This window comes from Streptomyces sp. NPDC057136, from assembly GCF_042670885.1.
Taxonomy (GTDB): Bacteria; Actinomycetota; Actinomycetes; order Streptomycetales; family Streptomycetaceae; genus Streptomyces.
This window is the reverse complement of record NZ_JBHUUV010000001.1, coordinates 124,324-139,052: the sequence shown is the minus strand read 5'-3', so window position 1 is coordinate 139,052 and position 14,729 is coordinate 124,324. Positions and strand designations below refer to the sequence as shown.

Annotated in this window: 16 protein-coding genes and 2 pseudogenes; 10 read left to right on the top strand and 8 right to left on the bottom strand. The window is 65.4% G+C overall.

Features of this window, described 5'->3' with window-relative positions; translation table 11 throughout:
- The first annotated feature begins 457 nt into the window (after positions 1 to 457).
- The 8 genes from ACFT7S_RS00680 to ACFT7S_RS00645 are packed head-to-tail and all read left to right on the top strand — an operon-like array spanning position 458 to position 6,367.
- Positions 458 to 1,090 (top strand): hypothetical protein, encoded by a 633-nt coding sequence (locus ACFT7S_RS00680; protein WP_382725091.1) that lies wholly within the window; start codon positions 458 to 460, stop codon positions 1,088 to 1,090.
- Complete coding sequence (locus ACFT7S_RS00675) at positions 1,071 to 1,772, top strand: cupin domain-containing protein (protein ID WP_382725089.1); 702 nt, start codon at positions 1,071 to 1,073, stop codon at positions 1,770 to 1,772. Before ACFT7S_RS00680 ends, ACFT7S_RS00675 begins: the two co-directional genes overlap by 20 nt.
- Positions 1,769 to 2,536, top strand: a complete 768-nt coding sequence (locus ACFT7S_RS00670; protein ID WP_382725087.1) for an SDR family oxidoreductase — start codon at positions 1,769 to 1,771, stop codon at positions 2,534 to 2,536. The genes ACFT7S_RS00675 and ACFT7S_RS00670 overlap by 4 nt, the downstream gene beginning before the upstream one ends.
- 14 nt (positions 2,537 to 2,550) lie before the next feature.
- On the top strand, positions 2,551 to 3,300 hold the full coding sequence (locus tag ACFT7S_RS00665; RefSeq protein ID WP_382725085.1) for an SDR family NAD(P)-dependent oxidoreductase: 750 nt from the start codon (positions 2,551 to 2,553) through the stop codon (positions 3,298 to 3,300).
- Positions 3,301 to 3,339: 39 nt separating this feature from the next.
- Complete coding sequence (locus tag ACFT7S_RS00660; RefSeq protein ID WP_382725083.1) at positions 3,340 to 4,641, top strand: MFS transporter; 1,302 nt, start codon at positions 3,340 to 3,342, stop codon at positions 4,639 to 4,641.
- Positions 4,631 to 5,821 (top strand): aminotransferase class I/II-fold pyridoxal phosphate-dependent enzyme, encoded by a 1,191-nt coding sequence (locus ACFT7S_RS00655; protein WP_382725081.1) that lies wholly within the window; start codon positions 4,631 to 4,633, stop codon positions 5,819 to 5,821. Before ACFT7S_RS00660 ends, ACFT7S_RS00655 begins: the two co-directional genes overlap by 11 nt.
- Positions 5,814 to 6,077, top strand: coding sequence for a chorismate mutase (locus ACFT7S_RS00650; protein WP_382725079.1), 264 nt, complete (start codon positions 5,814 to 5,816; stop codon positions 6,075 to 6,077). The genes ACFT7S_RS00655 and ACFT7S_RS00650 overlap by 8 nt, the downstream gene beginning before the upstream one ends.
- Positions 6,074 to 6,367 carry a Dabb family protein gene (locus ACFT7S_RS00645; RefSeq protein ID WP_382725077.1) on the top strand — a complete coding sequence of 98 codons (294 nt, stop codon included), beginning with the start codon at positions 6,074 to 6,076 and terminating at the stop codon, positions 6,365 to 6,367. The genes ACFT7S_RS00650 and ACFT7S_RS00645 overlap by 4 nt, the downstream gene beginning before the upstream one ends.
- 67 nt (positions 6,368 to 6,434) lie before the next feature.
- Here the strand turns inward: ACFT7S_RS00645 and ACFT7S_RS00640 are convergent.
- The 6 genes and pseudogenes from ACFT7S_RS00640 to ACFT7S_RS00615 all read right to left on the bottom strand — a co-directional run.
- Positions 6,435 to 6,602, bottom strand: a pseudogene (locus ACFT7S_RS00640) (malate synthase A); the annotation flags it as partial.
- 154 nt (positions 6,603 to 6,756) lie between these two features.
- A pseudogene (locus tag ACFT7S_RS00635) lies at positions 6,757 to 7,071 on the bottom strand (ISAzo13 family transposase); the annotation flags it as partial.
- A 200-nt stretch (positions 7,072 to 7,271) separates the two neighbouring features.
- Positions 7,272 to 7,823 carry an SUKH-4 family immunity protein gene (locus tag ACFT7S_RS00630; protein ID WP_382725075.1) on the bottom strand — a complete coding sequence of 184 codons (552 nt, stop codon included), beginning with the start codon at positions 7,821 to 7,823 and terminating at the stop codon, positions 7,272 to 7,274.
- A 590-nt stretch (positions 7,824 to 8,413) separates the two neighbouring features.
- Positions 8,414 to 8,911, bottom strand: a complete 498-nt coding sequence (locus ACFT7S_RS00625) for a GNAT family N-acetyltransferase (protein ID WP_382725073.1) — start codon at positions 8,909 to 8,911, stop codon at positions 8,414 to 8,416.
- A gap of 98 nt (positions 8,912 to 9,009) precedes the next feature.
- The gene (locus ACFT7S_RS00620; RefSeq protein ID WP_382725071.1) at positions 9,010 to 10,038 is read right to left on the bottom strand and encodes an IS630 family transposase; all 1,029 of its coding nucleotides are present in this window, start codon (positions 10,036 to 10,038) and stop codon (positions 9,010 to 9,012) included.
- A 101-nt stretch (positions 10,039 to 10,139) separates the two neighbouring features.
- On the bottom strand, positions 10,140 to 10,499 hold the full coding sequence (locus tag ACFT7S_RS00615; protein WP_382725069.1) for a hypothetical protein: 360 nt from the start codon (positions 10,497 to 10,499) through the stop codon (positions 10,140 to 10,142).
- A 367-nt stretch (positions 10,500 to 10,866) separates the two neighbouring features.
- Here ACFT7S_RS00615 and ACFT7S_RS00610 point away from each other — a divergent pair, with 367 nt between their 5' ends.
- Positions 10,867 to 11,490: a hypothetical protein gene (locus ACFT7S_RS00610; RefSeq protein WP_382725067.1), complete on the top strand. Its 624-nt coding sequence runs from the start codon at positions 10,867 to 10,869 to the stop codon at positions 11,488 to 11,490.
- 130 nt (positions 11,491 to 11,620) lie between these two features.
- Here ACFT7S_RS00610 and aceB read toward each other — a convergent pair whose 3' ends face one another.
- The gene (gene aceB, locus ACFT7S_RS00605) at positions 11,621 to 13,240 is read right to left on the bottom strand and encodes a malate synthase A (protein ID WP_382725065.1); all 1,620 of its coding nucleotides are present in this window, start codon (positions 13,238 to 13,240) and stop codon (positions 11,621 to 11,623) included.
- 270 nt (positions 13,241 to 13,510) lie between these two features.
- Positions 13,511 to 14,116 carry an NTP transferase domain-containing protein gene (locus ACFT7S_RS00600; RefSeq protein ID WP_382725063.1) on the bottom strand — a complete coding sequence of 202 codons (606 nt, stop codon included), beginning with the start codon at positions 14,114 to 14,116 and terminating at the stop codon, positions 13,511 to 13,513.
- 203 nt (positions 14,117 to 14,319) lie between these two features.
- Here ACFT7S_RS00600 and ACFT7S_RS00595 point away from each other — a divergent pair, with 203 nt between their 5' ends.
- Positions 14,320 to 14,625 carry a DUF5955 family protein gene (locus tag ACFT7S_RS00595; RefSeq protein ID WP_382725061.1) on the top strand — a complete coding sequence of 102 codons (306 nt, stop codon included), beginning with the start codon at positions 14,320 to 14,322 and terminating at the stop codon, positions 14,623 to 14,625.
- Positions 14,626 to 14,729: the final 104 nt, after the last annotated feature.

Below are 14,729 nucleotides of genomic sequence, written 5' to 3'. Positions count from 1 at the left end.
GTATGTCCTTGGCGATCACCGAGTTCGTCTCACCCCGGCCGAACCGCTCGGCCGCCTCCAGGCGTAACCGCTCCCGAAACTCCTGACGTTCGGCGGTCAGCCCGCCGCCTTGCGGATATCGCATGCCCCGGTGACCCCGCACGGATCAAGGACCGTCAGCCCATACGACACCACGAGTTCAACCCCAGTAACAGGCTGCCCACGTAGGGGAGTTCGCGGTCACTCCCGGGGCCGTGCCCGGGCCCCAACTCGCCCGACGGTTCCGGGCGGAAGGGTGAGGGAAAAACGGAGCAAATCAGCTGAGCGAAGTTAAGTTCAAGTTGCCGGTTTTCTCAAACTGGGCAAAATGCGATGTCCTGGCGTCTCGCCCCCTTGACTGCCTGGATGTAAAGACGGCTATGGTGACGTGCGATTTAGAGGAAAGATTCTGCGAAAGAACATCTGAGAAGGGCAGGGCGTGGAGACACTCCAGATCTCCGACATCGAATGGCGAGCGCTCAACGCGCTCATCCCTGCTGATTCCGCACGCCCCGCAAGGCTCGGAACGCTAGGCCCGGAAGGGACCAGCAGTGAGTACATTGCCCAATTGATGTCGGATTCCCTCGGTGGCCGCGGGGGCTTTCGGATCGTATTGGAGAACACGTACGAACAGTGCATGGAATCTCTCACGGGAGAACGTGTCGACCTCGTGCTGGTGGCCCATGCCTACGCCAAGATCAACGTCTTCTACATGAACCCGTCACTGGAGCCCGCGATCATCTTTCGGGGGAGCACTCCGGAGTACGGCCTGGCGACACGGTCCGACTTCACCTTCCACGAAGAACTGCTCTCCAGTGACACCGTCATATCGCACCCGGCGCCTGTTCCGCTGCTGCAACACCATTTCGACAGGCCCGTGATGCTGGCCACCGCGGACTCCACAAGTCAAGCTGCTGGGTACGTCGCCAACGGGCGGTACAACATCGCCATTACGAACGAGCAGGCCGTCAAGCAGCACAATCTGAAATTCGTCTACAAATTCTCGCGGATTCCCATGACATGGACCGTTTTCTCCCGGAGGAAGGAACGCAATGACCATGCAGACGGATGAACGACTCTACTTCCCGGCCCCCGACGTCGTGCTGAACGACGAAGGGGTTCGCCACGAGTCCTATCGCCGCGAAGGCACGGAAGTGCGGGTCTCCTACATCCCGCCCCATGCCGTCCTGTCGAGCCACTCTCGTAAGGAGGCTCAGGTCGGGATGGTCGTTCGTGGCGAGCTCTCCGTCACGGTCGGGGGCTTGACGAAGCTCTTGAAGCCCGAGCGGGACGTCTACGTCGCCCCTCCCGGCGTCGACCTCTCGGTCGTGAACCCGTCCTCGGAAGAAACTGTCGTACTCGAGATCAAGCGCGACAAGAAAGGGGAGACCTACCCCGCTCCGAGTGGATACTTCCTTGAGCCATTCGAGTCGCGCAAGTTCGTCGGGATGGATGTCACCTTCTTTCTGGCCAACTGGATCGAGCTCATGCTCGCCGACATCCCCAGTGGCGGCAAGATGCCGTACCACCAGCACTCCCACGAGCAGATCGGGATATGCCTGGAGGGGCGCTACGACATGACGGTCGAAGAGACGAGTCACGAGCTGCAGTTCGGCGGCACCTACTTCTGCGCGAGTCAGGAGGGTCACGGTGCCGCAAACCCCAACGCGGGCGTGGCGCGCTCCCTCAACATCTTCATTCCGCCCCGGTATCACCGCGTCTCCCAGCAGGAAAACAACCAGGAATCCCAGTGACACGGGTAGCGATAGTCCTGGGTGCCAGTCGCGGAATCGGGCGCGCAACAGCATTGCATCTCAGCTCAAAAGGGTACGTGACAGTCCTGTGCGCCCGTAGTGCAGAAGCGTTGAAGGAGATCGCGGGAGGATCTGCCGACGGACAGCCCGTCCACATTCTTCCGGGCGATATTACGTCGCGATCCTTTCGCGACGAACTGACCAACGATGTCGAACGCCGATTCGGCAGGATCGACGTGCTGATCAATAATGCACCCGGCCCGGCACCCGGCTCCTTCGACAGCGTAGGAATCGACGACGTGAGCTCCGCGATGGATCAGAAACTCGTGCCGTACCTGGATCTGATCAAGTCCGTTGCGCCGGTGATGATCCGAAATCAATTCGGCCGGATCGTCAACATTGTCGGCAACGTCGGAAAGGAGCCCGCCCCCGGCATGTTCCTGTCCGGTCTGGTCAACGCGGCCGTCTCGAATGCCAGCAAATATCTGGCGAGCCAGTACGCCAAGCACAACGTGACAGTGAACTGTGTGCACCCCGGGACCATCCGGACCCAACGCTATGACCGGGCCGTGGACCACATGAGCCTGGCCGGCGGGATGTCACGGAAAGAGGCGGAGGACTGCTTGAGAGGGGCGATCCCCATGGGCCGACCGGGGGACGCCGACGAGGTCGCGGCCCTCGTCGGATTTCTGGCCTCCGACGCATCGTCCTACCTCACCGGGCAGCAGATCTCGGTCGACGGTGGCCAACTGACCTGTATGTAGAAGGAGATGAGTTCATGTTCAAGGACAGGGTGGCCATCGTCACCGGTGCCGCGTCCGGGATCGGGAAGCAGACCGCGATCGAGTTCGCCCGGCAGGCCGCGCAGGTCGTCGTCGCGGACATCGACGAGAAAAGCGGTACGGGCGTCGTGGACGAGCTGAAGACCGGCGGACACGACGCGATCTTCGTCAAGACCGACCTCACGAGCGAGGCGGACTGCGAGAACCTCATAGCTACCGCCGGTGACACCTTCGGCCGGGTCGACATCCTGGTCAACAATGCCGGCATCGAGATCTCCACACCCCTTCACGAGATGTCTGTGCACGAGTGGGACAGGCTGCTCGACACCAATCTGAAGAGCATGTTCCTGTGCTCGAAGCACGCCTTGCGCACGATGATCGAGGCGACGAGTGGGGTGATCGTGAACGTCTGCTCGGTGAGCGGGCTGGTGGCATGGCCCGGCATCGCCGCCTACAACGCCACGAAGGGCGGGGTCATGATGCTGACGAAATCGCTCGCCGTCGACTACGCGAAGTACAACATCAGGGCCAACTGCGTCTGCCCCAGCATCATCGACACTCCCATGACGGACACGTCCATCGGCCACGACGCGGCCGTAAAGGAACAGAAGGCACAGCTGAATCCGATCGGCCGACTGGGGACGCCCGAAGACGTTGCGAACGCGATCTTGTTCCTCGCGTCGGACAAGTCGTCGTTCGTCACGGGTGCCGCGCTGACTGTCGATGGCGGATACACGGCCATCTGACGTGTCCAACACACGCAGCAAGAGGAAAGGTTGACCAGAGTGTCGGACAGATTGAGCGGCGAGGAGCGCGCGGCCCGGTTCCCTGTGCTGACCGTCCTTGCACTGATGGTAGGGATCTTTGCGGTCGGCTCGGAGGAGCTGGTGGTCTCACCGCTACTCGTGGACTTGGCGGAGTCGTTCGACACATCGGTGGCCGTGACGGCGCTTTCGGTCAGCATCTACGGCATTGCCACGGTGATTGGTGCTCTGCTCTTCGCCCCGCTCGGGGACAGGGTGTCGCGGCGCCTCTGCCTGACGGTCGGGATGACGGTATTCGTCCTGGGAACCCTCCTGTGTGCGTACGCCGCCGGGTTGGGTGTGTTCTTCACGGGAAGGGCGTTGGCCGGCCTGGCAACCGGTGCCTTTGTACCGACCGCCTATGCCTTCGTCGGTGATCAGATTCCGTACAGACACCGCGGCAAGGCCATGGGCATCGTCGTATCGAGCTGGTCGCTCTCCCTCGTGCTGGGCGTGCCGTTCGGATCCTTCATCGGGCAGTGGGCGAACTGGCGGTGGACCTTCGGGCTGCTCTCGATCCTGGGTGTTCTGGTCATCTGCGTACTGCTTCGGGCCGGGAGCGAGAGGCGTTCCACCCCCGACGCCCCTTCGTCCACGTCCGAGGAGAAAGCGGTGGACGGGGAAGCGTCGGTGAAGGCGTGGATACGATCGGCAGCCCGGGCCTTCCTGGCACCAAAGGTTCCCGTGTACGTCCTGGCGACCTTCCTGAACATGTTCGGCTTCTACGGCATGTACACCTACCTCGGCAGCGCGCTGCAGTACCGGTTCGGATCCGAGAGTGCCCTGACCGGCATCTTGATCCTCATTTACGGGCTGGGGTTCGCGACGAGTTTCGTCACCGGACGGTGGGCCGACGAACTGGGCAAGGACAGAGTGCTCGTCGGCCTGCTCGCAGGGCTGGTTCCGGCACTGGTGGTCATCCCACTGGTTGCCGACCGGACGCCGCTGCTGGTGGTCTGCCTCTTCCTGTGGGGCGCCATGCAGAGTCTCACCGTCACCCTGCTCGGCACCCTGCTCAGCGAATGCTCACAGCACTATCGCGGGACGATCCTTGCCTTCTACAGCGTCGCCACCAACCTCGCCGTGGCCTTGGGAGCCGCCCTTCTCGGCCCCTTGTTCACCGCATACGGATATTCCGCCGTGGGCTGGGTCTGCGCCGGCATCACGCTTGTCGCGTTCGGCCTGAGTGGATGGGCATACAGGCGAGGCAATGGCCAGGACCTGGCCGGCAACAGCGTGACGGCCGCGGATCACGAAGCGAAGGCTGTGGCGAGTGAAGGCTGAGTTTGCGCGTCGGCTTCTCGACCTGCCCAGGAGTTCGTTCGCGACGACCACGGGCAAGATAGACCAACTCGTCAAGGCAGGCCAGGACGTCGTCAACCTGTGTCAGGGAAATCCCGACCTTCCGACACCGCCGCACATCGTCGAGGCGCTGCGCAGGGAGGTGCTCGATCCCGCCACTCACCGATACCCGGCCTTCTCAGGACTGCTCGAACTCAAGGCCGCCATCGCCGATTGGTACGCGACGAACCACCAGGTGGACCTGGACCCCGAGACCGAGGTCGCGATTCTGTTCGGCGCGAAAGCCGGTCTGGTGGAGATCAGCCAGTGTTTTCTGAATCCGGGTGACGTGTGCCTGATGCCGGACCCGGCTTTCCCGGACTACTGGGCAGGTGTGGTCCTCGCCAGGGCCCGCATGTGTTCCCTCCCGCTTTTGAGGGAGAACAATTTCCTGCCCGACTACGCTGCCCTCGAACCGTCCACATGCGCCCGGGCCAAGCTGATGTTCTTGAACTACCCCAACAACCCCACCTCGGTGACGGCACCACTGGAGTTCTACGAGGACACGGTCCGGTTCGCGATGCAACACGATGTGATCGTGGCGTCCGACTTCGCCTACGGAGCACTTGGCTTCGACGGACAGGTCCCCATCTCATTCCTTCAGGCGGACGGGGCCAAGGAAGTGGGTGTCGAATTCATCTCTCTGTCGAAGATGTTCAACATGGCAGGTTGGCGGGTCGGTGCCGTTGTCGGTAATCGTGACGCCGTCGCTGCGATCAATCTCATCCAGGAGCATTACTACGTCTCGCTCCCACTTTTCATCCAGCGGGCAGCGGTTGCTGCCTTGACCGGCCCTCAGGACTGCGTTCAGGAGCTCTCGAGGACCTATGAACGCCGACGGGACGTCTTCGTGGCGGGCATGCGGGACGCCGGGTGGGACGTCGATGCGCCCCGGTCGATCTTCGCCTGGTTGCCGATACCTGGCGACGGGGGTTCCGTCGCATTCGCCGATGACTTGCTGACCCGAGCCAAGGTGGCAGTGGCACCCGGCCGTTGGTTCGGAGCGCACGGCGAAGGGTACGTGCGGGTGAGCTTGCTGGCGCCGGAGGACCGTCTCAAGGAGGCTGTTGTCAGGCTGGCCGATTTCCGAAAAGAAACCACGGGAGTGCGCGACCATGGCTGATGCAATCGACGTCACATCCCGCATCGAAGAAGATCGTGAAAAGATTGACGGTCTCGATGTGCGCATCATCGAGCTGCTGGTTCAACGGGCTCGGATATCCGCCCGCATCCAACAGAGCCGCATCAACTCCGGCGGCCCGCGCATGGTGTTCTCCCGGGAGATAGACATTCTGGCCCGCTACCGGGACGGGCTCGGCGCGGACGGCACGAAGATGGCGATGAACGTTCTCAAGCTGTGCCGGGGAGAAGCTCTGTGATACGCCACGTCGTACTCTTCAAGTTCAAGTCGGGAATCGACTGGAACGATCCGCGCGCCGTGGCGGCGGAGCGCACCGCGGCCAAGGTGGGAAGCGAAGTCCCCGAAGTCAGCGAATGGCGATACGGGCGCAATGTGTCTGCCCGGGACATCGCCTACGACTTTCTCGTCGAGGGACTCCTGGACGACATGGAGAAGGTGGACAGTTATCTCGTCCACCCGTTCCACCAGGAAGCTATTCGCCAATGGCGAGAGATCAGTGAGTGGGTCATGGTTGACGTCGAGGTGTGACCGGTGGTGCACAGAGCTCCGCCCCGGTGCAGTCGCGCACCAGGGCGGAGTGTGACGTACCCGAGAGTCAGCGCAGCTGCTCGTACGCCGGGAGGGTCAGGAAGTCCGTGTAGTTCTGGTCCAGGGAGACCTGGAGCAGGAGGTCGTGGGCCTGCTGCCACTTGCCTGCTGCGAACGCCTCGTCGCCGATCTCGGCGCGGATGGCGGTCAGTTCCTCGGCCGCGACCCTGCGGGCCCCTCCGGTCGCAGGGCGGAGCGCCGCCGGCACCGCCCTGGCATGACGGCGGTGATCTTCACGTTCGGAGCGGCACAGCGCGACTGGCAGGCAGGACCAGCGGATGGCCGCAGCGGACCACCTGCCGCTCACCGGGTCGGTCGTGCGGGAGGGCGCCCTGCGGGGAGAACCCCTCGGCCTTCAGCAGCGCGGCTACCGTGTCGTGGCCGACCCGGTGCCCCTGGCGGGACAGCTCTGCGGCCAGGGGCACGGGTGGACTTCACCGTCCACCGCAGCGCAGACTCTGGGTCTCCCGCCGGTCGGGTTCGATCAACGCCAGCAAGGCCGGAACCAGATCCGCATAAAGGTCCTGCAGCCGCCTACGGCCCGCCCCGGCCGCCCGGACCCGGCCATCAGGCTCCAGCAGCCCACGCGAAACGGTGGACTCCGCCGCACCGGCCACCAGGCGAATCCCGCCATGTCCTCGCACACGGGCCGCGGCCCCGACTCAATCCCCTCCGACACACCCGCATACTACGGGTCAACAGACTCCGGAAACCGAGGAGTTATTAATCGACAGTCCCCTGGGGCGCCGCCGGCCGCCGCAACCGCCAACTGGCAGCCGATGCCCACTGAATGGCGCCGGCAGCACCCGGCACAGCCCCACAGGCCAGCGCGGGCAGGTCCCCATCACCATGTTCCTTCGAGGATCTCCTCGTAAATAATGTTCCACTCGGAGAGAGGGTCCGTAAAAGGCAGTTCGTCGACATCCTCGATTTTCGACCGCATGTCCTCGGCGAGGGCCTGCATACACTCTGCCGATTTCCTCGCCAGGTGGAACTCCTGCAATGCGCAGAGAGCGTAAACCAGAGATTCCACGTCGCGGTGCACTGGGAAGTATCTATCCGTCCCTTCTGGGAACGCATAGACCTGCTCGCTGACCGGATCAAGGACCAGGAATGAGTCCAGAAAATAGCCAAGGATCAGCCATTTCTCGACCTCGGGTGGGGACGGGCGGTCCTGTTGGGCGAGAGCCTCTCCGAGGAGTGCCGAGTCTTGGCTCGGGTCAGTCGTGTCGATCCGTGAGAGAAAGACGTCATCGTGGGGGAGGCCCACCTCATGCAGGAACCGCATGGAGGACGATTCGCCAGAGGTCGCGGCTTGCTCATCTCGTGGGGAAAAGACGATGCCCTGCACGCCGAACAAGTGAATGATTTCATCTGTGCTGATGCTGTGCTCCACCCAAGACTCCCTGATCTTCCTCAGTCTAACGGCCGTGCGACTTCTTCAATTTCTGTATGCACTCAGCCTGCTGGGCGTTCCCCTCATCCTTCTTTCCGCCCAGCTGATCGTTGTCGACTACGTTTCGTACCTTGAGGACAGGGTTTTCCGAAGCGAAGTATTCGGCGAGCCAGGCGTCACACCTGCTGTTCCGTAGCTGGCAGGGTGCCCATTCGGTGAAAACCTCATCAAGTCCAGCGGCCTTGCCTTTATGCAGCAACGGGTACCCGATCACGCGCTCCGAGTGCATTCCCCGGTCGCTGGCACCTATTGAGGCGAAACTGATTGGTTGCCTAAGGCTGTCCCGTAAACGATCTCCGCCTCAGGCTCGGCGGGGTAGTCAGGATGTTCGGCGTAGGGTGAGGCGAGGTCGAGCAGGTCGTCGCGTAGCCAGGTCTCGCCGTCGAACTGGCAGTCATCTCGGTTGTCCCACGGTAGTTCCGGGCCGAAATGTGCAAGCACAGCGACGCGCCGCGCGGTCGTTGAACCATGCGGCGCGCAGATGTCGTTGTCCCGGCCCGGTCTGCGCGGATGCGCGCCGGGCCTGGTTGTCAGTCGGCCAGCTTGAAGATCAGCTCGGTGACGGTGGCCTGGCGGCCGGGAGCGAACGAGTCCTCGCTGCCGACGCGCACGAACCCGGTGCGTTCCAGCACCCGGACGGAGCCGGGGTTGTCCTCCACGACCCGGGCGTGGATCGGCCGCTCCGTCACCTCGTCGAGCAGCGCCGCGACGGCCGCGGTGGCCACACCCCGGCCCCACCAGTCCTTGCGGATCCAGTAGGTGAGCTCCGTGTCGCCCTCGATCGGAAAAGTGGCCGCGCTGCCGACGACCTCACCGTGGATCTCGATGACCCGGTTGACAATCGCGTCGTCGGCCAGGATCTTCCGATATTTCTGCCGGAAGGCGTCGGCGTCGCGGGCGGTCTTGGCATCGGTGAAGGCCGCAAGATGCTGGGCGGCCTCGTCGAGCTGGATCTCGAAGAGCGCCGGGATGTCGTCCTCGGTCAGGGGTCGCAGCGAGATGTCCCTGGCCACGTTGTCAGCCATCATGCCTCCACGTCGGACGGAACGACGGGTCGTTCCACATCAGAATCGAGCCGACGTTAGCAAGCCGGCCGGCGGCCCACAGCCCTTTTGCGGGACAGTCCTTACTGGAGCGTGTAGCGCACGTGTCTGGCGTGGAAGTAGCCGGTCACGAGGCGGGGTTGGCGTTGTCCGCAGTGCAGGAAGCGGCGTGTTTCGCGGGCGAGGTCGTCAGTCGAGGTGGCGCGGGCAGCGTGGACGTGGTGTTTGAGGTCGGCGTTCAGTAGCTCGTCGGGGTTGAGTTCGGGGCTGTAGCCGGGCATCAGGTGCAGTTCGATCCGCTCGACGTTCTCCTCCAGCCAGGTCCGGACAGCTTTGCTGCGGTGGACGGGGTGCCGGTCGACGATGACGTGGACCTTGCGCCGGGCCTGTATGGCGAGGCGTTCCAGGAAGGCGCAGAAGACCTTCGCGGTGAACTTTCCCGGGAAGACGGTGAACCACAGGGCGCCCCGGGAGGCGACCGCCGACATGACGTTGACCCTGAAGCGGCGGCCGTTGACCTGCACGAGCGGGGTGTGCCCGGCCGGGGCCCAGGAACGTCCGGGCGTGGCGGTGTCCGAGCGCAGCCCGCACTGATCGGCCCAGACCAGCTCGGCCTTCTCCTTCCGGGCCCGCGCGGAGATCGCCGGGTACTCCTCCTCCAACCAGGCCCGCACCTGCTCGTCCTGCTGCCGGTAGGAACGGCGGGCCGGACGCTGCGGCGTGAAACCGTGCCGGCGCAGCCACTTGCCCACGCCCTGTTCCGTCATCGACACCCCGCACACCAGACGGATCAGGATCCTCACCGAGGCGCGGGTCCACATCACCCCGCTCTGCCCCAGGTCGGCCGGGGTGTAGTCACGCATCGTCTGCAACACCGCACCCCTGGCCGAGTCGTCGATCAACTCGCCCTTGCCCGCCCGGGATTCACGCTCACCGGCCAGCAAGGCCTGCCTGCCACCGGACTTGAAGGCCCGCCACCAGGTACCCAACGACCGCTCCGCGACCCCGAACACCTCCGCGGCCTGGCCGTACGACCTCACTCGCCCGGACTCCAGCGCCGCAACCACCCGCAGACGAAGATCCTCCTGCGCCGCCGGTGACAACCGGCGCATGTCCCCACTCCCGATCACACCCGCTCAACGACCAGGCAACCCCAGAGTTTCGCCTAAATGTGAGTGTTATTTCCCTTTTTTGTTTCCGGGTCGATGTATTTTCATACGGCCACCGGGTCGGCCAGGTCCAGCCGCCCCGTCTTCTCCGACGGGGCCGGACGTACATCGCCGGCCGCGTGGCGTGCGGTTCGCCATTCCTCATAGCGTTGTTGGTCCCGCCACTGCTCCAGGTCCAAGTCCAGCTCCGCGCACCCCTCGCCAACAAGGGCGTCGTGGGCGGCACTTCCTGTACGCGACTCGACGATCAGCCGGAGATGGGGCAGGCGGGCCAGCAACCGTACGAATTGAGCAGGCGGCCCGGGGTCGAGATCCGGTACGACGATCACCGTGCGGCGTGCGTCGCGCGCCAGTATCTCGAGCAGCTCACCCGGCGCGCGCCACCACATCGAGCTGGCCGGCAATGGCTCAGACCAGGCCCCGCACGCTGCTCCCGGCGTTCGGCACAACGGCATGCACGGCGCGCGGTAGTCCCCAGGCGCGAACCGGCGCATGCCGTCGCGGCCGAAATGCTGAACCAGCTGGCTGGGGAGATCCGGTACGGGGGACGACATGGTTACCTCACGGACAGGCGTGGTTGGCCGACGACCTGACCCCAACCGCCGAGCCCCAGCCGGACGCACGCCAGGCCATCGCGCCCTACGGCCCTCTCCTCTCGGGAACCGCCGGGGAGAGCCCTTCGCGGTCGCATGTCCGGATCGCTCCCTTGTGGCCGGTCGCCGGGCCTGTCACACATGGAGCTCGTGGCGGGTGGGACGCGGGGGAGGCAGCGTGTACGGGACACATGACCAGAGCGATGCAGCAAGGCCGTCGGCATGGGCGCGTGAGCGGTTCGGCAGCAGGGCCGGGGCCTTGGCGGCCGCAGTACCGGCGAGGCTGGACAAGGCGCATCGACGTGCGCAGGCCGCGCACCTCGCGGTCGGGCTCAAGAAGGCCGGTCCGTACGGGGACAGTCTGCTGAAGGCGGCCCGTGAAGAACTGGCCGAGGAGGCGCTGCAGCTCGGGGGCGACGCGCGAGACCTTCTCGGCCGCCCGTATCCGATCCTCAACGATCACGCGCTTTTCCCTTTCCGCTACGCGGACCATCCGATGCCGCTCGAACGGGCCCGGCTCAAGCAGGCACCGACACCGCACCGGCGGCGGTTGTTCACGGCGCACGGTCCCGCAGAGCAGGAGGCACTGTTTCCGATGGACGACAGTCTCAGCACGGAGGCGTACGACCAGCTTCACGCCGCCTTCGAGCAGCTCGGGGAGGTCACGAAGTTGGTGTCGGTCTTCTTCACCTCCGACGTGGAGAACGGGATCCACACCATTCACTGGGGTGACGCAAGGCTGGAACCGGACCGTACCTTCAGCTGGGCCTACCGGGAGACGTTGCTGCCATTCATGGGGTGAGACCCGGTGCGACCTGCGCCGATGTTCGAATCCCGTGGTCGTAACCGTCCGTGAACCGGCAGGATTGGGGGCACATGCGCCGCCCCCGGCGCCACATGGCACCGGGGGCGGTCAGTCGTGGACCCGAGGGTCAGCGCAGCTGCTCGTACGCCGGGAGGGTCAGGAAGTCCGTGTAGTTCTGGTCCAGGGAGACCTGGAGCAGGAGGTCGTGGGCCTGCTGCCACTTGCCTGCTGCGAACGCCTCGTCGCCGATCTCGGCGCGGATGGCGGTCAGTTCCTCGGCCGCGACCTTGCGGGCCAGGTCCGCCGTGGCGTGTTCGCCGTTCTCGAAGACCACGTCCGCGTTGATCCACTGCCAGATCTGCGAGCGCGAGATCTCGGCGGTGGCGGCGTCCTCCATCAGGTTGAAGATGGCGACCGCGCCCATGCCGCGCAGCCACGCCTCGATGTAGCGGATGCCGACCGCGACGGCGTTCTGGAGGCCCTCGTACGTGGGCTTGGCATCCAGGGTGTCGATGGCGATCAGGTCGCCGGCCGCCACGGAGACGTCCTCGCGCAGGCGGTCCTTCTGGTTCGGCTTGGAGCCCAGGACGGCGTCGAAGGAGGCCATGGCGATCGGGACGAGGTCGGGGTGGGCGACCCAGGAGCCGTCGAAGCCGTCGTGGGCCTCGCGGTCCTTGTCCGCCTTGACCTTCTCGAAGGCGACCTTGTTGACCTCCGCGTCGCGCCGCGACGGGATGAAGGCCGCCATGCCGCCGATCGCGTGGGCGCCGCGCTTGTGGCAGGTGCGGACCAGGAGTTCGGTGTAGGCACGCATGAACGGGGCCGTCATGGTGACGAGGTTGCGGTCGGGGAGCACGAACTTCGAGCCGCCGTCACGGAAGTTCTTGACGATGGAGAAGAGGTAGTCCCAGCGGCCCGCGTTCAGCCCGGAGGCGTGGTCGCGGAGCTCGTAGAGGATCTCCTCCATCTCGTAAGCCGCTGTGATCGTCTCGATGAGGACGGTCGCGCGGACCGTGCCCTGCGGGATGCCGACGTAGTCCTGGGCGAAGACGAAGATGTCGTTCCAGAGGCGGGCCTCCAGGTACGACTCCGTCTTCGGGAGGTAGAAGTACGGGCCCTTGCCGAGGTCGATCAGGCGCTGGGCGTTGTGGAAGAAGTAGAGGCCGAAGTCGACCAGCGCACCGGGCACCGGAGTGCCGTCGAACTGGAGGTGGCGCTCGTTGAGGTGCCAGCCGCGGGGACGCATGACGACCGTCGCGAGGTCGGCGGCGGGCTTCAGGGCGTACGACTTGCCCGACTTGGGGTCGGTGAAGTCGATCGCACGGCTGTAGGCGTCGGTCAGATTGAGCTGGCCGAGGATCACGTTCTCCCACGTGGGGGCGGACGCGTCCTCGAAGTCGGCGAGCCAGACCCTGGCGCCCGAGTTCAGGGCGTTGATGGTCATCTTGCGGTCGGTCGGACCGGTGATCTCCACCCGGCGGTCGTTGAGCGCGGCCGGGGCCGGTGCGACCTTCCAGGAGTCGTCCTCGCGGAGCTGTGCGGTCTCCGGGAGGAAGTCGAGGGTGGAGGTACGCGCGATCTCGGCGCGGCGCTCGCCCCGGCGGGCGAGCAGCTCGTCACGGCGGGGCGTGAACTGCTGGTGCAGCTCGGCCACGAACGCGAGGGCCGCGGGGGTCAGGACCTCATCCTGCCGGGGCAGGGGCTCGGCATCGACGATGGCCAGCGTGGACGGCGCTGGTGCGGACATGAGCGGTCACTCCTTCAGCGGGCGGTGCGAGCGGCCTCTCACGGCCGCCGGGACGCCTGAACGGCACGGCGTGCCAGGGCTCCGAGATACGGCCATGGGCGCCGTCTGGGGTTCAGAGCGCTTCTGACCAGTGGATAGTAGTTTCCTCATGGTGGAAGTTCAATGGTTTGTTGATGTCGAGATTCTCCGGGTCGACAGAAGTGCGGCGTGGTTGGCGCAGCGTGCCAGGGTGGACACGGTCCGTACGTTCCGGTCATTGCGGGGTCCTGGTCATTCCAAGTGCGTCAGGTCCTCCGCCCTGTCGATGTCGTACGCCTGAGCCACATCGGAACACTCGACGAGCGTGATCGCATCGCGGTGGGCCCCCAGATACGCCCGCGCCCCCTGGTCCCCGACGGCCGTTCCCGCGATATCCGCCCAGAGGTCGGCGCCGAACAGCACCGGATGGCCGCGTTCCCCGTCGTACGAGGCGGCGGCGAGACTCGACCGCGAGCGGTACGCCGATCGCACCCGGGCCACCGCCTGGGCCCCGATGCCCGGCTGATCGACCAGGAGCACCAGCGCCGCGTCCGCTCCGGTCCCGGCGAGCGAACCGAGTCCTGACCTGAGCGAGGAGCCCATGCCCTCCTCCCACTCCGGGTTGTCCGTCACCGCGCAACCGGACAGATCGGCCCGCGCCCGCACCTCTTCGGCCGCCGCGCCCAGCACCACATGAAGCGGACCGCAGCCCCCGTCGCGCAGCGTGCGGACGGCGTGCTCGACCAGGGGACGGCCGCGGTGTCGCAGGAGCGCCTTCGGCCGGCCGCCGAGCCGGCGGCCGCCACCTGCGGCAAGCAGGACACCGGCGATCACCGGGTTCTCTGATGTAGGAGACATGGCCCCTGAATACCACTGCGCCGTTCGCACAGGCGAAACACACGTCACCCGCAGGGGGGGACCCCGAATTCTGTCCATGGAGTGGCGCACGCCACCTTTCATGGCGTTAACTTGCCCACAAACCCAGGCACTTGACCACCGTCCGGGGCCTGGGCAATACACCGGCACAAAGGCGTGCGAGGGGGAGTGCTTTGTTGCGAAGTGTGGGGCAGAAGCGGGTGACCGGAAGCGGTGCGGACGACCCGAGAGTGACGGAGCTGCGTACGGCCGTCTCCCGGCTCCGCCGTGAACTGGCCGGACATCCCGTGGACTTCCCGGACCGCGGGATCGCCGAGGACGAGCTCGCGGCGCTGGACGCCATGGCGATCAGCGGCGCCCCGGAGATTCCCCGGCTGCGCCGCTCACTGCTGCTGATCGCGGGGGCGATCGGCTCGGTCAGCGCACTGGCTCCCGGGCTCCGGGCGGTACGGATCGCGGTGGATCTGTTCGGGGAGCCGCTACACCGCTGATGGCCGTGGTGGCGGGGCCGGCGGCGGATCAGGCGGCGTGGCGGTCAGCGGCGGATCAGGCGGCGTGGCGGTCAGCGGCGGATCAGGCGGCGTGCCGTCGCCGC

Coding starts and splice junctions, on each gene's coding strand:
- ACFT7S_RS00675 (WP_382725089.1), top strand. CDS start 1,071: ATGACCATGCAGACGGATGAACGACTCTACTTCCCGGCCCCCGACGTC.
- ACFT7S_RS00665 (WP_382725085.1), top strand. CDS start 2,551: ATGTTCAAGGACAGGGTGGCCATCGTCACCGGTGCCGCGTCCGGGATC.
- ACFT7S_RS00650 (WP_382725079.1), top strand. CDS start 5,814: ATGGCTGATGCAATCGACGTCACATCCCGCATCGAAGAAGATCGTGAA.
- ACFT7S_RS00625 (WP_382725073.1), bottom strand. CDS start 8,911: ATGATGGCTGACAACGTGGCCAGGGACATCTCGCTGCGACCCCTGACC.
- ACFT7S_RS00620 (WP_382725071.1), bottom strand. CDS start 10,038: ATGCGCCGGTTGTCACCGGCGGCGCAGGAGGATCTTCGTCTGCGGGTG.
- aceB (WP_382725065.1), bottom strand. CDS start 13,240: ATGTCCGCACCAGCGCCGTCCACGCTGGCCATCGTCGATGCCGAGCCC.
- ACFT7S_RS00600 (WP_382725063.1), bottom strand. CDS start 14,116: ATGTCTCCTACATCAGAGAACCCGGTGATCGCCGGTGTCCTGCTTGCC.